The sequence below is a fragment of the Xanthomonas sacchari genome, assembly GCF_024266585.1.
Lineage (GTDB): Bacteria > Pseudomonadota > Gammaproteobacteria > Xanthomonadales > Xanthomonadaceae > Xanthomonas_A > Xanthomonas_A sacchari_C.
The window spans coordinates 2,779,411-2,799,190 of the sequence record NZ_CP100647.1; the positions used below are offsets into that span (position 1 = coordinate 2,779,411).

At 69.9% G+C, this 19,780-nt stretch carries 20 protein-coding genes; 19 read left to right on the forward strand and 1 reads right to left on the reverse strand.

The features are described from left to right. Position 1 precedes the first annotated feature (1 nt). From NKJ47_RS11530 to NKJ47_RS11560, 7 genes are all read left to right on the forward strand, one after another. Entirely contained in the window at positions 2-1,042 is a 1,041-nt protein-coding gene (locus NKJ47_RS11530; protein WP_254458044.1) for a ketoacyl-ACP synthase III, read from the forward strand. 2 nt (positions 1,043-1,044) lie between these two features. Beyond that, the gene (locus tag NKJ47_RS11535; protein WP_254458045.1) at positions 1,045-1,806 is read left to right on the forward strand and encodes an SDR family NAD(P)-dependent oxidoreductase; all 762 of its coding nucleotides are present in this window, start codon (positions 1,045-1,047) and stop codon (positions 1,804-1,806) included. Positions 1,807-1,820: 14 nt separating this feature from the next. After that, a complete protein-coding gene (locus tag NKJ47_RS11540) occupies positions 1,821-2,582 on the forward strand; it encodes an SDR family NAD(P)-dependent oxidoreductase (protein WP_254458046.1) in 762 nt (253 codons plus the stop codon). After that, entirely contained in the window at positions 2,579-3,220 is a 642-nt protein-coding gene (locus NKJ47_RS11545; RefSeq protein ID WP_254458047.1) for a NeuD/PglB/VioB family sugar acetyltransferase, read from the forward strand. The genes NKJ47_RS11540 and NKJ47_RS11545 overlap by 4 nt, the downstream gene beginning before the upstream one ends. Before the next feature lie 24 nt (positions 3,221-3,244). Beyond that, positions 3,245-4,384, forward strand: coding sequence for an aromatic ring-hydroxylating oxygenase subunit alpha (locus tag NKJ47_RS11550; RefSeq protein WP_254458048.1), 1,140 nt, complete (start codon positions 3,245-3,247; stop codon positions 4,382-4,384). Further along, positions 4,381-4,998 (forward strand): acetyltransferase, encoded by a 618-nt coding sequence (locus tag NKJ47_RS11555; RefSeq protein ID WP_254458049.1) that lies wholly within the window; start codon positions 4,381-4,383, stop codon positions 4,996-4,998. The genes NKJ47_RS11550 and NKJ47_RS11555 overlap by 4 nt, the downstream gene beginning before the upstream one ends. An 82-nt stretch (positions 4,999-5,080) precedes the next feature. Continuing rightward, positions 5,081-5,548 carry an FkbM family methyltransferase gene (locus NKJ47_RS11560; RefSeq protein ID WP_254458050.1) on the forward strand — a complete coding sequence of 156 codons (468 nt, stop codon included), beginning with the start codon at positions 5,081-5,083 and terminating at the stop codon, positions 5,546-5,548. A gap of 160 nt (positions 5,549-5,708) precedes the next feature. Here NKJ47_RS11560 and NKJ47_RS11565 read toward each other — a convergent pair whose 3' ends face one another. Further along, entirely contained in the window at positions 5,709-6,158 is a 450-nt protein-coding gene (locus tag NKJ47_RS11565) for a hypothetical protein (protein WP_254458051.1), read from the reverse strand. Between the two features lie 437 nt (positions 6,159-6,595). Here NKJ47_RS11565 and NKJ47_RS11570 point away from each other — a divergent pair, with 437 nt between their 5' ends. From NKJ47_RS11570 to fliO, 12 genes are all read left to right on the forward strand, one after another. Then, the gene (locus tag NKJ47_RS11570; protein ID WP_429002412.1) at positions 6,596-10,120 is read left to right on the forward strand and encodes a glycosyltransferase; all 3,525 of its coding nucleotides are present in this window, start codon (positions 6,596-6,598) and stop codon (positions 10,118-10,120) included. 265 nt (positions 10,121-10,385) lie between these two features. Further along, the gene (fliE, locus tag NKJ47_RS11575) at positions 10,386-10,748 is read left to right on the forward strand and encodes a flagellar hook-basal body complex protein FliE (protein WP_254458052.1); all 363 of its coding nucleotides are present in this window, start codon (positions 10,386-10,388) and stop codon (positions 10,746-10,748) included. Positions 10,749-10,760: 12 nt separating this feature from the next. Then, on the forward strand, positions 10,761-12,479 hold the full coding sequence (fliF, locus tag NKJ47_RS11580; protein ID WP_254458053.1) for a flagellar basal-body MS-ring/collar protein FliF: 1,719 nt from the start codon (positions 10,761-10,763) through the stop codon (positions 12,477-12,479). Between the two features lie 10 nt (positions 12,480-12,489). Then, entirely contained in the window at positions 12,490-13,479 is a 990-nt protein-coding gene (gene fliG, locus NKJ47_RS11585) for a flagellar motor switch protein FliG (RefSeq protein WP_254458054.1), read from the forward strand. Then, entirely contained in the window at positions 13,476-14,099 is a 624-nt protein-coding gene (locus tag NKJ47_RS11590) for a FliH/SctL family protein (RefSeq protein WP_254458055.1), read from the forward strand. The genes fliG and NKJ47_RS11590 overlap by 4 nt, the downstream gene beginning before the upstream one ends. Next, positions 14,096-15,472, forward strand: a complete 1,377-nt coding sequence (locus NKJ47_RS11595; protein WP_254458056.1) for a FliI/YscN family ATPase — start codon at positions 14,096-14,098, stop codon at positions 15,470-15,472. Before NKJ47_RS11590 ends, NKJ47_RS11595 begins: the two co-directional genes overlap by 4 nt. Positions 15,473-15,475: 3 nt before the next feature. Next, a complete protein-coding gene (gene fliJ, locus NKJ47_RS11600; protein ID WP_010341649.1) occupies positions 15,476-15,937 on the forward strand; it encodes a flagellar export protein FliJ in 462 nt (153 codons plus the stop codon). Continuing rightward, positions 15,934-17,244, forward strand: coding sequence for a flagellar hook-length control protein FliK (locus NKJ47_RS11605; protein WP_254458057.1), 1,311 nt, complete (start codon positions 15,934-15,936; stop codon positions 17,242-17,244). The genes fliJ and NKJ47_RS11605 overlap by 4 nt, the downstream gene beginning before the upstream one ends. A gap of 248 nt (positions 17,245-17,492) precedes the next feature. After that, complete coding sequence (locus NKJ47_RS11610; RefSeq protein ID WP_254458058.1) at positions 17,493-18,011, forward strand: flagellar basal body-associated FliL family protein; 519 nt, start codon at positions 17,493-17,495, stop codon at positions 18,009-18,011. A gap of 12 nt (positions 18,012-18,023) precedes the next feature. Further along, complete coding sequence (gene fliM / locus NKJ47_RS11615) at positions 18,024-19,031, forward strand: flagellar motor switch protein FliM (protein ID WP_254458059.1); 1,008 nt, start codon at positions 18,024-18,026, stop codon at positions 19,029-19,031. Continuing rightward, a complete protein-coding gene (gene fliN / locus NKJ47_RS11620; RefSeq protein WP_429002413.1) occupies positions 19,028-19,366 on the forward strand; it encodes a flagellar motor switch protein FliN in 339 nt (112 codons plus the stop codon). The genes fliM and fliN overlap by 4 nt, the downstream gene beginning before the upstream one ends. Further along, positions 19,363-19,779 carry a flagellar biosynthetic protein FliO gene (gene fliO, locus NKJ47_RS11625; RefSeq protein ID WP_254458060.1) on the forward strand — a complete coding sequence of 139 codons (417 nt, stop codon included), beginning with the start codon at positions 19,363-19,365 and terminating at the stop codon, positions 19,777-19,779. The genes fliN and fliO overlap by 4 nt, the downstream gene beginning before the upstream one ends. Position 19,780: the final 1 nt, after the last annotated feature.

Consider the following 19,780-nt stretch of genomic DNA (forward strand, 5'->3'; position numbering starts at 1 on the left):
CATGCCGACCTCCACGCTGCGCAACGTACGCTTCGCCGGGATGGCGACCTGCGTGCCCAGGCGCGTCGTCTCCAATCTCACCGATTGCCGGCCACAGATCCGCTCCGAGCGCGAGCGGCTGGTGCGCAACATCGGCATCGAGACGCGGCGCATGGCCGCGGACTGGCAATGCTTTTCCGACCTGGCCTTCGACGCGGCGCAGGTGCTGCTGGAACGCCTGCAGTGGCAGCGCGAAGAGGTCGATGCGCTGATCGTGGTCACCCAGTCGCCGGACTATCTGATCCCGGCCACCGCGATCATCCTGCAGGACCGCCTGGGCCTGTCGCACGCCACGGTGGCCTTCGACGTCAACCTGGGCTGCTCGGCCTACCCGTTCGGCATCAACCTGCTCGGCTCGATGATCGCCGCCGGCGGCGTCAAGAAGGGCTTGCTGCTGGTCGGCGACCGCAGCGCCAACCTGGAGGATCCGATCTTCTCCGACTCGGGTACCGCCACCGCACTGGAATTCAGCGCCGACGCGGCGCCGATGCATTTCGACCTCAACAGCGACGGCAGCGGCTACCGCGCGATCATCCTGCCGGTCGGCGGCCACCGCGAACCGGTCGGGGTGCAGCACCTGATCCCCTACCGGGCCGACGAGCACGATCGCTGGCATCGCGGCACCGACCTGCAACTGGACGGCGTGGCGGTGCTGAGCTTCTCCACCCAGCGGGTACCGCCGGCGGTGCAGAAGCTGCTCGACTACAGCGGCGTGTCCAAGGACGAGATCGACTACTTCGTGTTCCACCAGGCCAATCGGATGATCAACGAGAGCATCCGCAAGAAGCTCGGCCTGCCCACGGAAAAGGTGCCATCGACCCTGCACGATTTCGGCAACACCAGCGGCGCCTCGCTGCCGGTGACCATGACCGCGCGGATCAACAAGCAACTGGAAGAAGGCCGCAAGCGCGTGCTGCTGTGCGGCTTCGGTATCGGCCTGTCCTGGGGCACCTGCCTGGTCGATATCGACGGCGCGGTGTTCCCCGACCTGATCGAGTCCTGACGATGGCGCCTGCCGCACCCACCGACGCCTTCGGGTTGCAAGGCAAGACCATCCTGGTGACCGGTGCCTCCTCGGGCATCGGCGCCGCCGTGGCTGCGCTGTGCGCACGCCTCGGCGCCAGCCTGGTACTCAACGGACGCGACCGCACACGGCTACAGGCAGTCGCCGACGCATTGCACGGCGACGGGCATCGCGCCATCGACGGCGACCTCACCGAGCAGGCGACCCGCACGCGGCTGCTGGAAGCCGCGGAGCACTACCATGGGCTGGCCTCGTGCGCCGGGATCGCGACGCTGGTGCCCTTCCACATGGCCAGCGAACAGCATCTGCAACAGATGCTGACGGTGAACTATCTGGCGCCGCTCACGCTGACCCAACAGTTGCTGGCCAAACGTCGCCTGGCCTCGGGTGCCTCGCTGGTCTACATCTCCGCGCTGACCGCGCGGGCAGCACCGCAGGCCAGCGCCGGCTACGCCGGGTCCAAGGCCGCCCTGGAGGCCGCGGTACGCACGCTGGCCCTGGAACAGGCCAAACGTGGCATCCGTGCCAACTGCATCGCGCCTGGCTACGTGGATACGCCGATGCTCGACGCCCTCGGCGCCAAGGCGAAAATGGAAGACAAGATCAGCCTGACGCCGCTGGGACGCATCGATGCCGACGATATCGCCAAGGGCGCGGTCTATCTGCTGTCCGCCGCCAGCCGCTGGATCACCCGCAGCACGCTGACCATCGACGGCGGTCTTTCCCTACCGATGCGCCTATGAACCTGGAAACATCAATGCCGCTGTTGGACGAGCCTTCCGCGCTGCTGCGCGCGTTGTATGGACTGGACGGCAAGACCGTGCTGGTGACCGGCGCCTCCAAGGGGATCGGCGCGGCGGTGGCGCACGCCTGCGCCGGCGCGGGTGCGCGCCTGATCGTGGCCGGACGCGACCAGGTGCGCCTGCAGGCCGTACTGGACGCCTTGCCTGGCGATGGCCATCGCCTGTTCGCCGGCGACCTCAGCGAAGCAGTCACCGTACAGCGCCTCGCCGCCGAGTGCGGTCCACTCGATGGCATCGTCCACAGCGCCGGCATCCGCGGGCTGTCGCCGATGAAACTGGTCAGCGAACCGTTCCTCAACGAGGTGATGGCGATCAACTACATCGCGCCGACGATGCTCACCCGGCATCTGCTGGCGCGGCAGTCGCTGCGCCCCGGCAGTTCGATCGTCTTCCTGTCTTCCATCGCCGCGCTCACCGGTACCGTCGGCGTCGGCCCCTATGCCGGCTCCAAGGCCGCGTTGATCGGCACCCTGCGCCCGCTGGCACTGGAACTGGTGCGGCGTAACATCCGCGCCAATGCGCTGTGCCCCAGTCTGGTCGAAACACCGCTGACCAGCGAGGACAGGGCCTGGCTCGAGGAGAACCGCGCCCGTTACCCGCTGGGCATCGGCACTCCCGAGGATGTCGCTCTGGCATGTCTGTATTTTCTTTCGACAGCCAGCGGCAAGGTGACCGGTCAGGCCTTCAGCATGGATGGCGGCGTGGAGTACGTATGACCGTGCCGAAACACGTGCTGATCGTCGGCGCCGGCGGCTTCGGCCGCGGCATCGCGGCGATGGCCTGCAACGACGATCCGGGCTACGGCCAGGCCTGGGACATCAAGGGCTTCCTCGACAGCCGCAGTGAACTGGGCCCCGGTCTGCGTTGGCCGCTGCTCGGCGACCCGGACACCTACCAGCCGGTGCCCGGCGACCTGTTCGTGTGCGCGCTCGGCGACCCGGCCGCGCGCCGCCGCTACAGCCAGCCGCTGCTGGCGCGTGGCGCCGACTTCATGGTGCTGCGTCCGCGCCTGCGCGAAGCTTCGGAGACCCCGATCGGCCGCGGCAGCCTGTTCGAGGTCGGCGTGTCGATCGGCGCCGACAGCCGCATCGGCGAGTTCGTCACCATCCTCGCCACCACCATCCTCGGCCACGACGTGATCGTCGGCGACTACGTGCAGATCGGCAACTTCGTGTTCGTCGGCGGCGGCGCGCGCATCGGCAACGATGTGGTCATCCATCCGCACGCCACCGTGCTGCCTGGCATCGCGATCGGCGACGGCGCGGTGATCGGCGCCGGCAGCGTGGTGGTCCGCGACGTGCCGCCCAACGTCACCGTCGCCGGGAATCCGGCGCGTACCATCTTCAGCCGTTAACCCCGCGCGCAGGACGCCCTCCGCATGACCCGCCACGCCCTCGACGCCGAGCACTACACCAGCCCGCACAGCCTGCGCCTTGAACAGCAGCGGCTGTTCGGCAAGCTGTGGATCTTCGTCGGCTTCGCCTCCATGGTGCGCGAGCGCAACCAATTCTTCGCGCGCCAGGTGGCCGGGGTGCCGGTGCTGGTGCAGCGCACCGAGGCCGGCATCCGCGCCTTTCTCAACCAGTGCCCGCACCGGCAATCGGCGATCCAGATCGAGTCGCACGGCAAGCGTCCGTTGGTGTGCCCGTACCACGCCTGGTCGTTCGGCGCCGAGGGCGAACTGCGCGGGCTGCCCAACTCCGGCCTGTACCAGTTCACCGCCGAGGAGAAGGCCGGCATCTGCCTGACCAAGCTGCATCTGCAGCAGGTCGGCGAGCTGCTGTTCGTGAACATGGCCGAGCAGCCGCTAGCGCTGGAGGAGCAGTTCGCACCGGCGTTCCTAGAAAATGTCGCGACGGCCTCCTCGCATCTGGATTCGCAGATCGCCTACAGCTGCCACCGCGTGCACTACAACTGGAAGCTCAACATGGAGAACGTGAAGGACTACAACCATGTCCCGTTCGTCCATCCAAAGACCTTCGGTCCGCTGATGACAGAGACGGACAGGACACCAGCCAATATCGAGCGCGCCGCCGATGTTCCTTCCGATGTCGAGCAACTCCTGAGCGCGCACGCTCCCACGCCGCTGCATCGCTTGAGCTTTGCGGCCAAGGGCGCGATCGTGCCGCAGGACAACTGGTTCCGGCGCCATTGCGAGCGCTACGGCGCGGACTCTGCCTACTACAACTGGTTCATCTATCCGAATGTGAATTTCTGCTGCGTGCGCGGCGACCACTTCCTGCTGCAGCAGTACGACCCCGTCGCTCCAGGGGAAACCGACTATCACCTGTGGGTCATGACCGCGCGCCGCAAAGACGCGCGTACCGATTTCACCGCCTTGCTGAGCAGCTTGATCAGGGCTGAGCGATTGGTGATCGCGGAAGACACGGCACTGCTGGAACGCATGCAGGCTGGGATCGGTCCGCATTCGTTACCCTTCACGCACGGCGACTACGAGACCGAGCTGGTGCGCCAGCACCTGTGGTACCGCGCCAACGTGCTGGAGCAAGCGGTATGAAGACGCTGGTGCTGATCGGCCAGGGCCATGCGCTGGAACAGGCGCAACGCACCGCGCAGGCCTGCGGCCTGGCCCACGTGGGCATCGCTCTGGAATCGCCTGACCGCTACAACTTCGACCTGGGGGTCCTGTATGCCAGCCACCCGCCCGCCGCAACCGACGTATTCGTTGCCATGGACGAACGCGCAATCAATCAGTCGCGACACAAGCTGCTCGCCGACGTGCGCCTGGCCGGCTACGGCAGCATCGACCTGATCTGGCCGCAGGCGCACGTCGATACCGGCGTGCGCCTGCTCGGCAACGTGCATGTCGGCCCCGGCTGCAACCTGGCGGCCGGCAGCAGCATCGGCGCCGGCAGCTGGCTGGAACGCCAGGTGATCGTCGAACAGGACGTGCGCGTCGGCGTCTGCGTTACCCTGCATGCAGGCGTGCACCTCGGCCGCGGCACCCAGATCGGCCAGGGCAGCACCCTGGGCGGTGGCAGCATGACCCGCAGCGGTACCAGCATCGGCCGGCACAGCGAATGGCTGCTGCCCGGCACCGTGCCGGACGTACTGCCGGACCGCTGTTTCTACGACGCGCTGATGCCAGGCGGCGCCCGCATCCTGCGTTGACCGCCCTGCCGCGCGACGCCCCGCGGCACACATCACGATCGAGCTCCCGCTGCACCGCGCCAACAGTGTGGCAGCGTACTGTTTGTCCGATTCAGCGCATACGACGCGCCACTACGCGAGACTGGGATGCCTGCACCCGGCCAACTATGCCGCTCTGCAACAGGGATTGGCTGAGGAAGGCGGCCGCACCACGCTGTACAACGCGGCAGTCGCCGACACCGCCGGCACCTTGGCATGCGACGCACAAAGCACCATGGGACGCCGTCTCGACGGCAGCGGCACCGCGCGCGTGGATTGCTTGCGCCTGGACGACGTTGTCGAGCGCGGCACCTTGCTGAAGATGGACGTGGAAACCGCCGAGCCGCAGGTACTGCGTGGCGCCACCGAGCCGATCGGGCGCTGCCGTCCGCACATGGCCATCACCTGCTACCACCACGCGCTCGATCTGCCGGACATCGTCGCCGAATTGAATCGGATCCTGCCGGATGCCAGGCTCCGCCTGCGCAAGTATTCTTGCCACTTCTACGACACCGAGCTCTACGTTGAATGACGCAGATGCGCATCGGCGCGACGCATCTGCTCCGATCGCGCGACGGCGCCCTTACGGGTCTACCGCCGCGCCGTGCTACACCGTGATCGACTGAGTGCTATTGATCACCAACTCAATCCAAAGCAATCAGGATGTTGAAGGAGTACCTTTTCAACCTCTATCAATTCACGTACCAGCGCATCGGATAGACGTACTTCGACTTCGAGACCACCTCGCCGGTGCCCAGCTTCATATCGGCCTCAGCGTACTCCCCCGAGGTATTGATGACGAAATGGGCCGAAAAGGGCGGATTGCTGGGCTCGCCGAACTGGCTGCCCATGCCGATATTCATCGCATAATCGTCGTGCCCGACACACACCAGGGCCTGCGAAGAATCGAGCTTCATGGAGGTGTTCGTGCAAAGAACGCCCCAGGTATGCTGGGTATTCTGATTTGGTGCCGTCACCAGGACCTTGAGATCCGCGCCATTGTCCACGGCCGTACGCAGCGTTTGCAACGAGCCTGCCGAAACATTCCCATTGGCGTCCGTCCCATACACCAAGGTCCAGGCTTGCGAGGATCCTGCCGCCAGCGCGAGCGCAATGAACGCCAAAGCTTTACGCTTGATCATATTTCCCCATGTGTTTTGAGATGAAGCAGCGCCAGCGTAACAAAGAAAAGTGACGGTGCGACGTCCGCCTCGCTATCGCGCCACCTCGCCTTGTGCCGTCAGGATTTCGACGCAGCTATGGGCAAGTGAGGCGACGGCCTGCGTCCTCGTCTTCGGCGGCATGGCCCAGTAAGTCGCTGCAGAGAGCGATACGCAAATACTGCGCTGACTCTGCATCAAGCTTGCAAGGCCTATCGAAGGCAGTGCCCCGGGACAGCCACGTTCATGCCGCCCCTCTAGCCGCCTACAGACGGCAGGCCACGCCCCGGCACCTTGGGCTTTATCGCAGCGCCCTTCCATCGGCACACATATTGCAGGACACAAAAATTGCTCTGCTCGACCGCGATGTCGCTCGCGGCCGAGCCCGGCATTTTCCCTCCCGACACGGTCCATCGTTCATGCCCCACCCGCCCCTGGTCAGCGTGGTCATGCCGGCCTACAAGCTGCGCTACTTCGAGCAGGCGCTCGACAGCGTGCTGGCCCAGACCTATCCGGCACTGGAACTGGTCATCTGCGACGACAACCCCACCGAGGCGATCGCCGAGGTGGTGGAGCGCCGCGCCGCCACCGCCCCGTTCCCGATCCGCTACCACCGCAATCCCAGCCGCCTGGGCGAACTCGGCAGCACCGCGCGCGGCATCGCCCTGGCCCAGGGCGAGTACGTGAAGTTCCTGCACGACGACGACGTGCTGGCGCCGGACTGCGTGGCCGCGCTGGTCGCGGCGATGCAGTCCGCGCCGGACGTCCTGCTGGCCTCCTCGCGCCGGCAGCGCATCGACAGCGACGGTGCGCCGCTGCAGGACATTCCCGCCACCGCCTTCCCGTTCGCCGGCGACGTGCTGCTGGACGGGCCGGAGCTGCTGTCGTTCCTGGCCGACCACACCATCAACTTCGTCGGCGAGCCCAGCTGCGTGCTGTGCCGGCGCAGCGACCTGCTGGAGATCGGCGACGAACTGATGACGCTGGCCGGCAAGGTGATCAACTGGGTCGGCGACCTGGCGCTGTACGCCAAGCTACTGCACCGCGGCCACCTGGCGCTGCTGGCGCGGCCGCTGACCCGCTTCCGAGTGTCGGAGGACCAGTACAGCCAGGTCGGCCGCGACCAGCCCGGCATCGGCGACCAGGGCCACGCCAACTTCCGCAATGGCGTGCGCGCGATGGGCTGGTACCGCGGCGATGGCGATGTCCGCCAGGTCACGGTGACGCCGCTGGGCGGCGGCCCGGGCGCGCCGGTGGACCTGCTGCAGGCGATCCAGGACGCCTACGCCCGCGTCCTAGTGCAAGGCGCATTGCGCGACTGGCAAGCGCGACGGCAGCTGACGCCGGCGCAACGCGCGCTGCTCGACGCGCGCCTGGCCGCCCTGGGCGGCGCGCCGCGGCTGGCCGTGCTGGTCGACGCACGCGGTGCCGACCGCGCCGCGCTGGCGGCGACCCTGGGCAGCCTGCTGCTGGAGGGCGCGCCGTTCGCGCAGGTGCAGGCGCTGGTGCTGGGCGATGCGCCGCTCGCCGCGTGGCCGGACCCGCGGGTGCAGATCCTGCCGCCGCTGCCGGCCGCGGCCGATGCGGCGGCGTTGCAGGCCACGCTGGAGGCGGCGCCGGCCAGCGACTGGTGCCTGCGCGTGGCCGCCGGCAGCCGCTTCTGCGCCGGCGGCCTGCTGCGGCTGCTGCTGGAACTGGCGCAGCACCCGCAGTGCAACGCCCTGTATGCGGACGAATGGCTGGCCATGGACGCGGATCACCTGGCGCCGCTGCTGCGGCCCGACCCGGACCTGGACCTGCTGCTGGGCAATCCGCTGGCCATGGCCGGCCACTGGGTGTTCCGCCGCGCCGCGGTGCAGGCGCTGGACGGCTTCGACCCGGGCTACGACGGCGCCAGCGAACTGGAGCTGATCCTGCGGCTGTTCCTGCGCGACGGCGGCGACGGCATCGCGCACCTGCCGGAACCGCTGCTGGTCGCCGCCCCGGGCAGCACCGAAGCAGGCAGCCAGGCGCGCCAGCGCGCGATCGCCGCGCACCTGCAGGCCCGCGGCTATCCGCAGGCCTCGGTCGAACCGCTGCCAAGCGGCCTGTTCCACATCGACTATGGCCACCCCGCACAGCCGCCGGTCTCGATCGTGCTGCTGGCGCAGGACAACCTGCCGGCACTGCAGCGCGCGGTGGTCAGCCTGCTCGAACAGACCGCCTACCCGGCCTACGAGCTGCTGCTGGTGGACAACGCCAGCCAGGCACCGGAGATCACCGCGTGGATGCAGGCGGTGGCCGAGCTGGGCAACGGCCGCATCCGCGTGTTCGCGCTGGAACAGCGGGTCTGTCAGGCCGAGGCGCACAACCTCGCCGCCACCCAGGCGCAGGGCGACTACCTGCTGTTCCTGGACGCCGACAGCGCGGCGGTACAGGACCGCTGGCTGCACGCGCTGATGAACCACGCGCAGCGGCCGGAGGTCGGCATCGTCGGCGCCAAGGGCGTGTCCGCCGACGGCCGCATCACCCATGCCGGCCTGCTGCCGGGCCTGCTGGCCGGTGCCGGCCACGCCTTCGCCGGCGAAGCGATGGCGCAGCCCGGCTACATGGGCCGGCTGCAGGTCGCGCACCGCTACAGCGCGGTGTCGGCGCATTGCCTGCTGGTGCGGCGGGCGCTGTTCGAGCACCTGTCCGGATTCGACGCGGCCGGCTTCGCCGAGGGCGGCGCCGACGTGGACCTGTGCCTGCGCGCCGCGGCGGCCGGCGCCTGGACCGTGTGGACACCGCAGGCGCTGCTGCTGCAGCCGGCCCCGGCCACGCGCAGCGAGGCGGCCGACGAGGCCCTGCTGCAGCGCTGGCTGCCGGCGCTGGCCCAGGATCCGGCCTATTCGCCGAGCCTGGGCCTGGATCAGCCCGGCGGCTTCCATCTGACCGAGTCCGAATTCTCCTGGCAGCCGCTGTCGTGGAAGCCGCTGCCACGGGTGCTCGCGCATCCGGGCGACACCTTCGGCAGCGGCCAGTACCGGGTGATCCAGCCACTCCAGGCGCTGGCCGCGGCCGCGCAGATCGACGGCCTGTACTACGCACGCCTGCTCGACCCGGTGGAACTGCAGCGCATCGGCGCCGACGCGGTGGTGCTGCAACGCCGTGTCGGCGACGCGGAACTGGCGCGGATCGAGCGCATGCGCCGTTTCGGCACTGCGTTCATGGTCTACGAACTGGACGACTACCTGCCGAACCTGCCGTTGAAGAGCGCGCATCGCGAGCAGATGCCCAAGGACGTGCTGCGGTCCTTGCGCCGCGCGGCCGCGCTGGTGGACCGGGTCACCGTGTCCACGCCGGACCTGGCCGAGGCGCTGACCGGCCTGCATGGCGACATCCGCGTGGTGCGCAACCGGCTGGAGCCGCAGCTGTGGGGCGCGCTGACGGCACCGGCGGCGTCCGCCACGGCCAAGCCGCGGATCGGCTGGGCCGGCGGGCTCAGCCACACCGGCGACCTGGAGCTGATCGCCGACGTGGTGCAGGCCCTGGCCGGCGAGGTGCACTGGGTGTTCATGGGCCTGTGCCCGGAGCGGCTGCGCCGGCACGTGCACGAGGTGCACGAAGGCGTGGACTTCGCCCGCTATCCGCAGGCGTTGGCCGCGCTCGGCCTGGACCTGGCGCTGGCGCCGCTGGAAGACAATCTGTTCAACCGCTGCAAGAGCAACCTGCGCCTGCTCGAGTACGGCGCCTGCGGCTATCCGGTGGTGGCCAGCGACCTGCCGCCCTACCGCGACGGCGGGTTGCCGGTCACCCTGGTCAAGAACCGCTTCCGCGACTGGGTCAACGCGATCCGCGCGCACCTGGCCGACGCGCCGGCGCGGACCGCGGCCGGCGCCGCCCTGCGCGCGGCGGTGCACCGCGACTGGCTGCTGCAGGGCGACAACCTGCAGGCATGGCGGGCGGCCTGGCTGCCCGACTGACCCGACCGATCCACCCGACGCTGCCACCGCCGCCGGGGGCTGCGCCGGCGTCGCCACGGCTGTGACGGCGCGCACGGCGTCAACCGCCCGACGCGCCAAGGACGGCCCACTACGCCGCCGGCATCGCCGGCGCCGGGAACCCGACACCGCCCGTCGGCCGCCCTGCCCGCGCGCCGGCGGCGGCGGTCGCGGCGCGTGAATCCGGTTTCGGCACGCTGCTTGCATTGCATACGGGCAAGCCATCCCCCGGCAGGGACTTCACCGTATGAGCGACTCCATCAGTTCCATCCTTTCGCAGATCCGCAGCTACCAGGGCCAGGTCGGCCAGGCGGCGCAGACGCGGGTGGGCGATGTCGGCCGCAGCAACGCGATCGAAGGCCTGGCCGGCAACCAGGGCGTGCAGGGCCCGAGCTTCACCGAGACCCTGCGCAACGCGATCGGCGGGGTCAACGAGGCCCAGCAGAAGTCCGGCGCGCTCGCCAAGGCCTTCGAACTGGGCGACCCCAGCGCCGACCTGGCCAAGGTGATGCTGGCCGCGCAACAGTCCCAGGTGGCGTTTCGCGCTACCGTGGAAGTCCGCAACCGACTCGTCCAGGCGTACCAGGACGTGATGAACATGCCGCTGTAAGGGTAGAAGACGATGGCGCTTGCGATCAGCAAAGACACATTCAACAGCGAGAAGGCGGGCGCCTGGTTCGACCGCCTGCAGAGCCTGCAGATCACCCGACGCATCGGCCTGATGGCGATGATCGCGGTGGCCGTGGCGGCCGGCCTGTTCGTGTTCTTCTGGTCGCAGAAGCCCGCCTACACCCCGCTGTACACCGGCCTGGACGAGAAAGGCACGGCCGAGGCCACCGACCTGCTGCGCACCGCGCAGATCCCGTTCAAGCTGGATCCGGCCACCGGCGCGATCACCGTGCCGGAGGACAAGCTGTACGACGCGCGGCTGAAGCTGGCCGGCTCCGGCCTGACCGACAACGGCAACATGGGCTTCGAGGTGATGGAAAAGGATCCCGGCTTCGGGGTCAGCCAGTTCGTGGAGAACGCGCGCTACCAACACGCCCTGGAAACCGAGCTGGCGCGCACCATCGCCAGCCTGCGCCCGGTGCGCGAGGCGCGGGTGCACCTGGCCATTCCCAAGCCGAGCGCGTTCACTCGTCAGCGCGAGGCCGCCAGCGCCTCGGTGGTGCTGGAGCTGCGCGGCGGCACCACCCTGGAACGCAACCAGGTCGATGCGATCGTCAACATGGTCGCCTCCAGCATCCCCGACCTGGCGCCGGACCGCGTCACCGTGGTCGACCAGAGCGGGCGCATGCTGACCATCGCCGACCCCAACAGCGACGCCGCGCTCAACGCCGCCCAGTTCGACCAGGTGCGACGCCAGGAAAGCGCCTACAACCAGCGCATCCGCGAACTGCTGGAGCCGATGACCGGCCCGGGCCGGGTCAACCCGGAAGTGAACGTGGACATGGACTTCTCGGTGACCGAGGAAGCGCGCGAGCTGTACAACGGCGACCCGCCGAAGCTGCGCAGCGAGCAGGTCAGCGACAGCAGCACCAGCACCGCCGGCCCACAGGGCGCGCCCGGTGCCACCAGCAACTCGCCGGGCAGCGCGCCGGGCCAGCCGGGCGCCACCGGCGCCCCGGCCGCCGCCGGTGCCACTGCCGGCACCCAGCAGGCCGCCGCCGCGACGCCGACCGAAAGCTCCAAGAGCGCCACCCGCAACTACGAGCTGGACCGCACCCTGCAGCACACCCGGCAGCCGCCCGGACGGATCAAGCGTGTCTCGGTGGCGGTGCTGGTCGACCACGTGATGCGGCCGGGCGCCAAGGGCAAGATGACCGAGCAGGCGCTGAGCGCCGCCGAGCTGACCCGCATCGAAGGCCTGGTCAAGCAGGCGGTCGGCTTCAACGCCGAACGCGGCGATACCGTCTCGGTGATGAACGCTCCGTTCGTCCGCCCGGCCCCGGAAGCGGCCGACAAGCCCGGTTGGTGGGAAGATCCGCGGGTGATGAACGGCCTGCGCCTGGTGCTGGGTGCGGCTGTGGTGCTGGCGCTGCTGTTCGGCGTGCTGCGCCCGGCGCTGCGCCAGATCGCCGGTCCCGCGCCGGCGGCGGCGGTCGGCCACGACCGCGACGGCAACGAGCCGCGCGACGCCAAGCTGTCGATGCTCGACGACGACACCTCGCTGCTGCCGTCGCTGGGCGAGGACACCGCCAGCCTCAGCGGCGGCGGCAACCCCGCCATCGCCCTGCCCGACGCCTACGAGGAACGCCTGCGCCAGGCCCGCGAAGCGGTCAAACAGGATTCCAAGCGCGTGGCGCAGGTCGTGAAGGGATGGGTCGCCAATGAAGCCTGATGCGAACGCAATGAATGGCACCCAGCGCGCCGCCGTGCTGCTGCTGTCGCTCGGCGAGACCGACGCGGCCGAGGTGCTCAAGCACATGGACCCCAAGGAGGTGCAGAAGATCGGCATCGCCATGGCCACGCTGAGCGGCATCTCGCGCGAGCAGGTCGAGAAGGTCATGGAGGAATTCAACGCCGAGCTGGGCAGCAAGACCTCGCTCGGCGTGGGCGCCGACGACTACATCCGCAACGTGCTGGTGCAGGCGCTGGGCGCCGACAAGGCCGGCAGCCTGATCGACCGCATCCTGCTGGGCCGCAACACCACCGGCCTGGACACCCTGAAGTGGATGGACCCGCGCTCCATCGCCGACCTGGTGCGCAACGAGCATCCGCAGATCATCGCCATTGTGATGGCGCACCTGGACAGCGACCAGGCCGCCGAGGCGCTGAAGCTGCTGCCCGAGCGCACCCGCGCCGACGTGCTGATGCGCATCGCCACCCTCGACGGCATCCCGCCGCACGCGCTCAACGAGCTCAACGAGATCATGGAGCGGCAGTTCTCCGGCAACCAAAACCTGAAGTCGTCCAACGTCGGCGGGGTCAAGGTGGCGGCCAACATCCTCAACTTCCTGGACGGCGGCGCGGACCAGGGCGTGTTGTCGGCGATCAGCAAGATCGACGCCGACCTGGGCAGCCGTATCCAGGACCTGATGTTCGTGTTCGACAACCTGGTGGAGCTGGACGACCGCGGGCTGCAGACCATGCTGCGCGAAGTCAGCGGCGATCGCCTCGGCCTGGCCCTGCGCGGGGCCGACATCAAGGTGCGCGAAAAGATCACCAAGAACATGTCCCAGCGCGCCGCCGAGATCCTGCTCGAAGACATGGAGGCGCGCGGCCCGGTGCGCCTGTCCGACGTGGAGGCCGCGCAGAAGGAGATCCTGGCGATCGTGCGGCGCCTGGCCGATGAGGGCGTGATCAGCCTCGGCGGCAGCGGTGCGGAGGCCATGGTATGAACGGCAACGTGGTGCGCTGGCTGGCGCCGGAACTCGATGCCCCGCCCCCGCTGGCGGCGCTGCCGTACGAGGACGCCCTGCCGGACGAACCGGTGCTGCGTCCGCCGAGCCTGGAGGAGATCCAGGCGATCGAGGCCGCGGCCCAGCACGAAGGCTTCGAACGCGGCCACGCCGAGGGCCTGGCCCAGGGCCAGGCCGAGATCCGCCGCCTGACCGCGCAGATCGAAGGCATCCTGGACAACTTCTCGCGGCCGCTGGCGCGGCTGGAGAACGAAGTGGTCGGCGCGCTCGGCGAACTGGCGGTGCGCATCGCCGGCAGCCTGGTCGGCCGCGCCTACCAGGCCGACCCGGTGCTGCTGTCGGAACTGGTCGCCGAGGCACTGGACGCGGTCGGCGGCGCGCGCCGCGACGTCGAGGTGCGCCTGCATCCGGACGACATCGCCGCGCTGACCCCGCTGCTGACGCTGATGGACCAGGGCATCCGGCTGGTGCCGGACCTGAGCCTGAGCCGCGGCGACCTGCGCGTGCACGCCGAATCGGTGCGCATCGACGGCACCCTCGAGGCGCGCCTGCGCGCGGCCCTGGAGACGGTGATGCGCAAGTCCGGAGCGGGCCTGTGAGCGCGCTGTCCGGCACCCACCCCGGCGACTGGCTGGATGCGCGCAACCTGCGCCTGGCCGGCCGCCTGGGCAAGCTCGACCTGGCCGCGGCCGCCGGCCGCGGCCTGATCCGCGAAGGCATCCTGCGCCGCGCGGTCGGCCTGACCCTGGAAGCGGTCGGCTGCGAGGCGCCGATGGGCGCCACCTGCAAGGTCGAGGTCGACGGCGGCTGGGTCGATGCCGAAGTGGTCGGCTTCTCCGGCGACCGCACCTCGCTGATGCCCAGCGCCGAAACCCACGGCCTGCTGCCCAATGCGCGGGTGGTGCCGCTGCACCGCCGCGGCGGCGTGGAAGTGGGCGAAGGCCTGCTCGGCCGGGTCATCGACTCGGACGGCGTGCCGCTGGACGGCAAGGGCCCGATCCGCGCCGAAGGCTCGGTGGGCATGGCCGGCGTGTCGATCAACCCGCTGGCGCGCGAACCGATCACCACCCCGCTGGACGTGGGCGTGCGCGCGATCAACGCGCTGCTGCCGATCGGCCGCGGCCAGCGCGTGGGCCTGTTCGCCGGCTCCGGCGTCGGCAAGTCCACCCTGCTGGGCATGATGACCCGCTACACCGCCGCCGACGTGATCGTGGTCGGGCTGATCGGCGAACGCGGCCGCGAAGTGCGCGATTTCGTCGAGACCACCCTGGGCGAGGAAGGCCTGCGCCGCGCCGTGGTGGTCGCCGCCCCGGCCGACCGCCCGCCGCTGGCGCGCCTGCACGGCGCCTACCGCGCCACCGCCATCGCCGAATGGTTCCGCGACCAGGGCCTGAACGTGCTGCTGCTGATGGACTCGCTGACCCGCTTCGCCCAGGCGCAGCGCGAGATCGGCCTGTCGGTCGGCGAGCCGCCGACCACCCGCGGCTATCCGCCGTCGGTGTTCGCCAAGCTGCCGGCGCTGGTCGAGCGTGCCGGCAACGGCGCCAAGGGCCGCGGCTCGATCACCGCCTTCTACACCGTGCTCACCGAGGGCGACGATCCGCAGGACCCGATCGCCGATGCCGCCCGCGCCATCCTCGACGGCCACATCCTGCTGTCGCGGCGCGTCGCCGACAGCGGCCTGTACCCGGCCATCGACGTCGAGTCCTCGGTCAGCCGCGTGGTCCAGGACATCGCCGACGAACCGTGGCGGCTGCGCATCCGCGCGCTGAAGCGGCTGGTCGCGGCGTACTCGGCCAACCGCGACCTGATCACCATCGGCGCCTACCAGCGCGGCAACGATCCGGCCGTGGACGAAGCGCTGGAGCGCTGGCCGGAGATCATGGAGTTCCTCGGACAGGACGTCGCCAAAGCCGCAGATCTGCCCCATAGCCAGGCCGCCCTGAAGCGCCTGGTCGACCGCGAGAACTAAGCCATGATGCAATCGCAACGTCTCGATCCCCTGCTCCGCCGCGCCCAGCAGCACGAAGACGAGGTCGCGCGCGATCTCGCCGAGCGCCAGCGCGCCCTGGCCACCCACGAGTCGCGGCTGGAGGAACTGCGCCGCTACGCCGAGGAGTACGCCAACAGCCAGATGGCCGCGACCAGCCTGGCGCAGTTGGCCAACCGCCGTGCGTTCCTGGACAGATTGGAAAGCGCGGTGCAGCAGCAGTGCCAGACCGTGGACCGCAACCGCGAGAAGGTGGAGATGGAGCGCAGCCGGCTGCTGCTGGCCAGCCGCGACAAGCAGGTGCTGGAACAGCTCGCGGCCAGCTACCGCGCACAGGAACGCAAGGTCGACGACCGCCGCAGCCAGCGCGAGATGGACGACCTCGGCGCACGCCGCGCGCGCCTGGCGGCCACCGCCGACGAACACGATGACGGAGATGGACGATGAACAACGCGCTTTCCGCGCTGGCCGGCAGCGGCCGCGCCAGCCAGATCGGCGGCGGCAACGACGCCCAGGGCACTGACCGCACCGGCGGCAAGGACTTCGCCAAGTTGCTTGGTGGCGGTGGCGGCAGCGGCTCGGCACGCACCACCGCGCCCAAGCCGGCTGCCCGCGAGACCCCAAAGCCGGCGCAGGCCGCCGGCAAGGACCAGGCGGACAAGCGCCCGGCCGCCGCGGACGACACCGCCAGCGATCCGGCGCGCACCGCCCAGGCCGGCGACAAGGTCGCCCAGGACACCGAGAAGAGCAGCACCGAGACCAAGGCAGCCGGCAAGGACAAGGGCAAGAGCGACGACAAGCGCGACGACGCCAAGCCCGACGAGAGCGCCTGGCCGCCGGCCGGCCTGGCCGGCATCGGCCTGGGCCTGCTGCCGGCGATCGGCGCGGCCGTGCTGCCGGCGGCCACCGCGACCCCGCTGGGTGCGGCGGCCGGGCTGGCGGTCGGCGTCGCCGGCGCCGTGGCCAACGGCGCCGCGGCCCTGCTCGGCGGCGGCGACGCGCTGCCGCAGACCGCGGCCGGCGCCACCGATCCGAACGCCGCCACCGCCGGCACCGCCGCCGGTACCGCCCCAGCCTCGGCGGCCGGCGGCTTCGGCGTGATGCTGTCGACGCAGGCCGGGTCGGCCGGCAAGGCCGGCGGCGCCGAGACCGCGGCCCCGCTGGCGGCGCTGGCCGCCGTCGCCGCCGCGGCTGGCGGCAAGAGCGGCGAGAGTGGCGACGCCGCCCCCGCCGCCGACCCCAGCGCGATCGTGCCGACCGCGGCGGCGGCCCCGCTGCACGCCGCGGCGCGGCTGGCCGATCCGCAGCCGTTCAGCGGCTCGCCGACGCCGACCCCGAACCTGCACGGCAACCAGTTCGACGAGGAACTGGGCGCGCGCATCAGCTGGCTGGCCGACCAGAAGATCGGCCACGCCCACATCAAGCTGAATCCGGCCGAGCTCGGCCCGGTCGAGGTGCGCCTGCACATGACCGGCGACCAGGTCAACGCCAGCTTCATCAGCGCCCAGGCCGACGTGCGCCAGGCGCTGGAAAACAGCCTGCCGCGCCTGCGCGACATGCTCGGCCAGCACGGCTTCCAGCTCGGCCAGGCCGACGTCGGCCAGCAGCAGCCGCAGCAACAGCAGGCCAATGCGCAGAGCACGCCGCAGGGCGGCAGCCGCAGCGGCACCGAGCTGGCCGACGACCTGTCCGGCAGCGTCGGGATTCCGGCGATGGTGCTGCGCCAGCGCGGCCTGCTCGACGCCTACGCCTGATCCTGGCGGCGGCGGCGCCACCGCGGCCGGGCGATTCGCCCTGTGGGAGGGGCTCCAGCCCCGACGCGCCATCCCCAAAAGCGTCGGGGCCGACGCCCCGCCGCCCCTCCCAGCCCCTTCTCCCGCAACGGTCTTGGCCCGCGCCCGCACGGCGCGCGGCCCCCCGTCAAACACCCGGCGCGCCAGCCGCCCGGTTTCGGCACGGCGATTGCATCCCTAGGGGCAGACCCCCTCCAGGAGCCCGCTCTGTGTCAGCCGCCGACAAATCCAAGAAAGACGCCAAAGATGCCCCGGAAGGCGGCAAGTCCAAGAAGACGCTGCTGATCATCGTCGTCGCGGCGGTGCTGGTGCTCGGCGGCGGCGGTGCCGGCGCGTTCTTCTTCCTGAAGAAGCCCGAGGGCGGCCACGCCAAGGCCGAAGAGAAGACCGCCGAGATTCCCAAGCCGGCGCAGTACTTCGCGATGGACCCGGCGTTCGTGGTCAACCTCAATGGCGGCGCCGAGGACGGCCCGCACTACCTGCAGCTGGAAGTGCAGCTGATGACCCGCGACCCGGAAGAACTGAAGCTGATCACCGAGAACGCCCCGGCGATCCGCGCGCACCTGCTGATGCTGTTCTCGCAGGTGCAGGCGCCGGACATCGCCGACATCGCCGGGCGCAAGAAGCTGCAGGCCGCGGCGCTGGCCGACGCGCAGAAGCTGATGACCGCCGAGACCGGCAAGAAGTGCGTGGAAGAACTGCTGTTCACCAGCTTCGTCACCCAGTAAGGCGCTGCCGCGATGACCGACCTGCTTTCCCAAGACGAGATCGATGCCCTGCTGCATGGCGTCGACGCCGGCGTGGTGGACACCGAGCCACCGCCGGCCGAGCCGGGCGAAGCGCGCAGCTACGACTTCTCCAGCCAGGACCGGATCATCCGTGGGCGCATGCCGACCCTGGAGATGGTCAACGAGCGCTTCGCGCGGCTGTGGCGGATCGGCCTGTTCAACCTGATCCGGCGCTCGGCCGACCTGTCGGTGCGCGGCATCGACCTGATCAAGTTCAACGACTACATGCACTCGCTGTACGTGCCGAGCAACCTGAACCTGATCAAGTTCAAGCCGCTGCGCGGCACCGGCCTGATCGTGTTCGAGCCGACCCTGGTGTTCACCGTGGTCGACAACTTCTTCGGCGGCGACGGCCGCTACCCCACCCGCATCGAGGGCCGCGAGTTCACCCCGACCGAGATGCGGGTGATCCAGCTGATGCTCAAGCAGACCTTCGCCGACCTGGCCGAGGCCTGGGCGCCGGTGATGGAAGTGGACTTCGAGTACCTCAATTCCGAGGTCAACCCGCACTTCGCCAACATCGTCACCCCGCGCGAGTACGTGGTGGTCAGCCGCTTCCACGTGGAGCTGGAAGGCGGCGGCGGCGAGATCCACGTGACCCTGCCGTATTCGATGCTCGAGCCGATCCGCGAACTGCTCGACGCCGGCATCCAGAGCGACCGCGTGGACCGCGACGAGAGCTGGAACATCATGCTGCGCGAGCAGTTGTTCGGCTCGGAGGTCACCATTTCCAGCGTGCTGGCGCAGAAGCAGATGAGCCTGCGCGAGCTGACCCGGCTGAAGATCGGCGACGTGCTGCCGATCGACCTGCCCAAGCAGGTGCCGCTGTGCGTGGAGAACATCCCGGTGTTCACCGGCGAGTTCGGCATTTCGCACGGCCAGAACGCGGTGAAGATCACCGCCACCCATCCCCCCGGCGCGCCGCGCCGCCGCCCCGCTCCACAGGAAGACCAGCCATGACCCAGACCGATCCCACCCAGCCGGCGCCGGCCCAGTTCGACAGCCTGCAGCCGGAGGCCATGGCCGAGTCCAACGATCTGAACCTGGACGTGATCCTGGACGTGCCGATCACGCTGTCGCTGGAAGTCGGCCGCAGCCGCATTCCGATCCGCAACCTGCTGCAGCTCAACCAGGGCTCGGTGGTGGAACTGGAACGCGGCGCCGGCGAGCCGCTGGACGTGTACGTCAACGGCACCCTGATCGCGCACGGCGAAGTGGTGACCATCAACGACCGCTTCGGCGTGCGCCTGACCGACGTGGTCAGCCCCAGCGAGCGCATCCGGAGATTGCGGTGAGCCTGTTGCTCGCCGTCGCCACGCAGACCGCCAAGCACGGTGCGGGCGTCGGCAACGCGGCGCCGTCGGCGCCCAGCCTGCTCGGCGCGGTGTTCGCCCTGCTGCTGGTGCTGGGCCTGATCCTGGCCATGGCCTGGGTGCTCAAGCGCCTGCCCGGCAGCGGCTTCCGCCCGGCGCAGGGCCTGCGCGTGGTCGCCAGCCTGGCGGTCGGCGCCAAGGAGCGGGTGGTGGTGGTCGAGGTCAACGGCGAACAGTTGCTGCTCGGCGTGTCGCCCGGCGGGGTACGCACCTTGCATCAGCTGCCCGCGCCGCTGCCGCAGGCGCCCGCGCCGACCCTGCCCGCGATCAAGCCGTTCAAGCAGCTTCCCGATTTCGCCCAGCTTCTGGCGCAGAAGCTGCGCAAGGACAAATGAC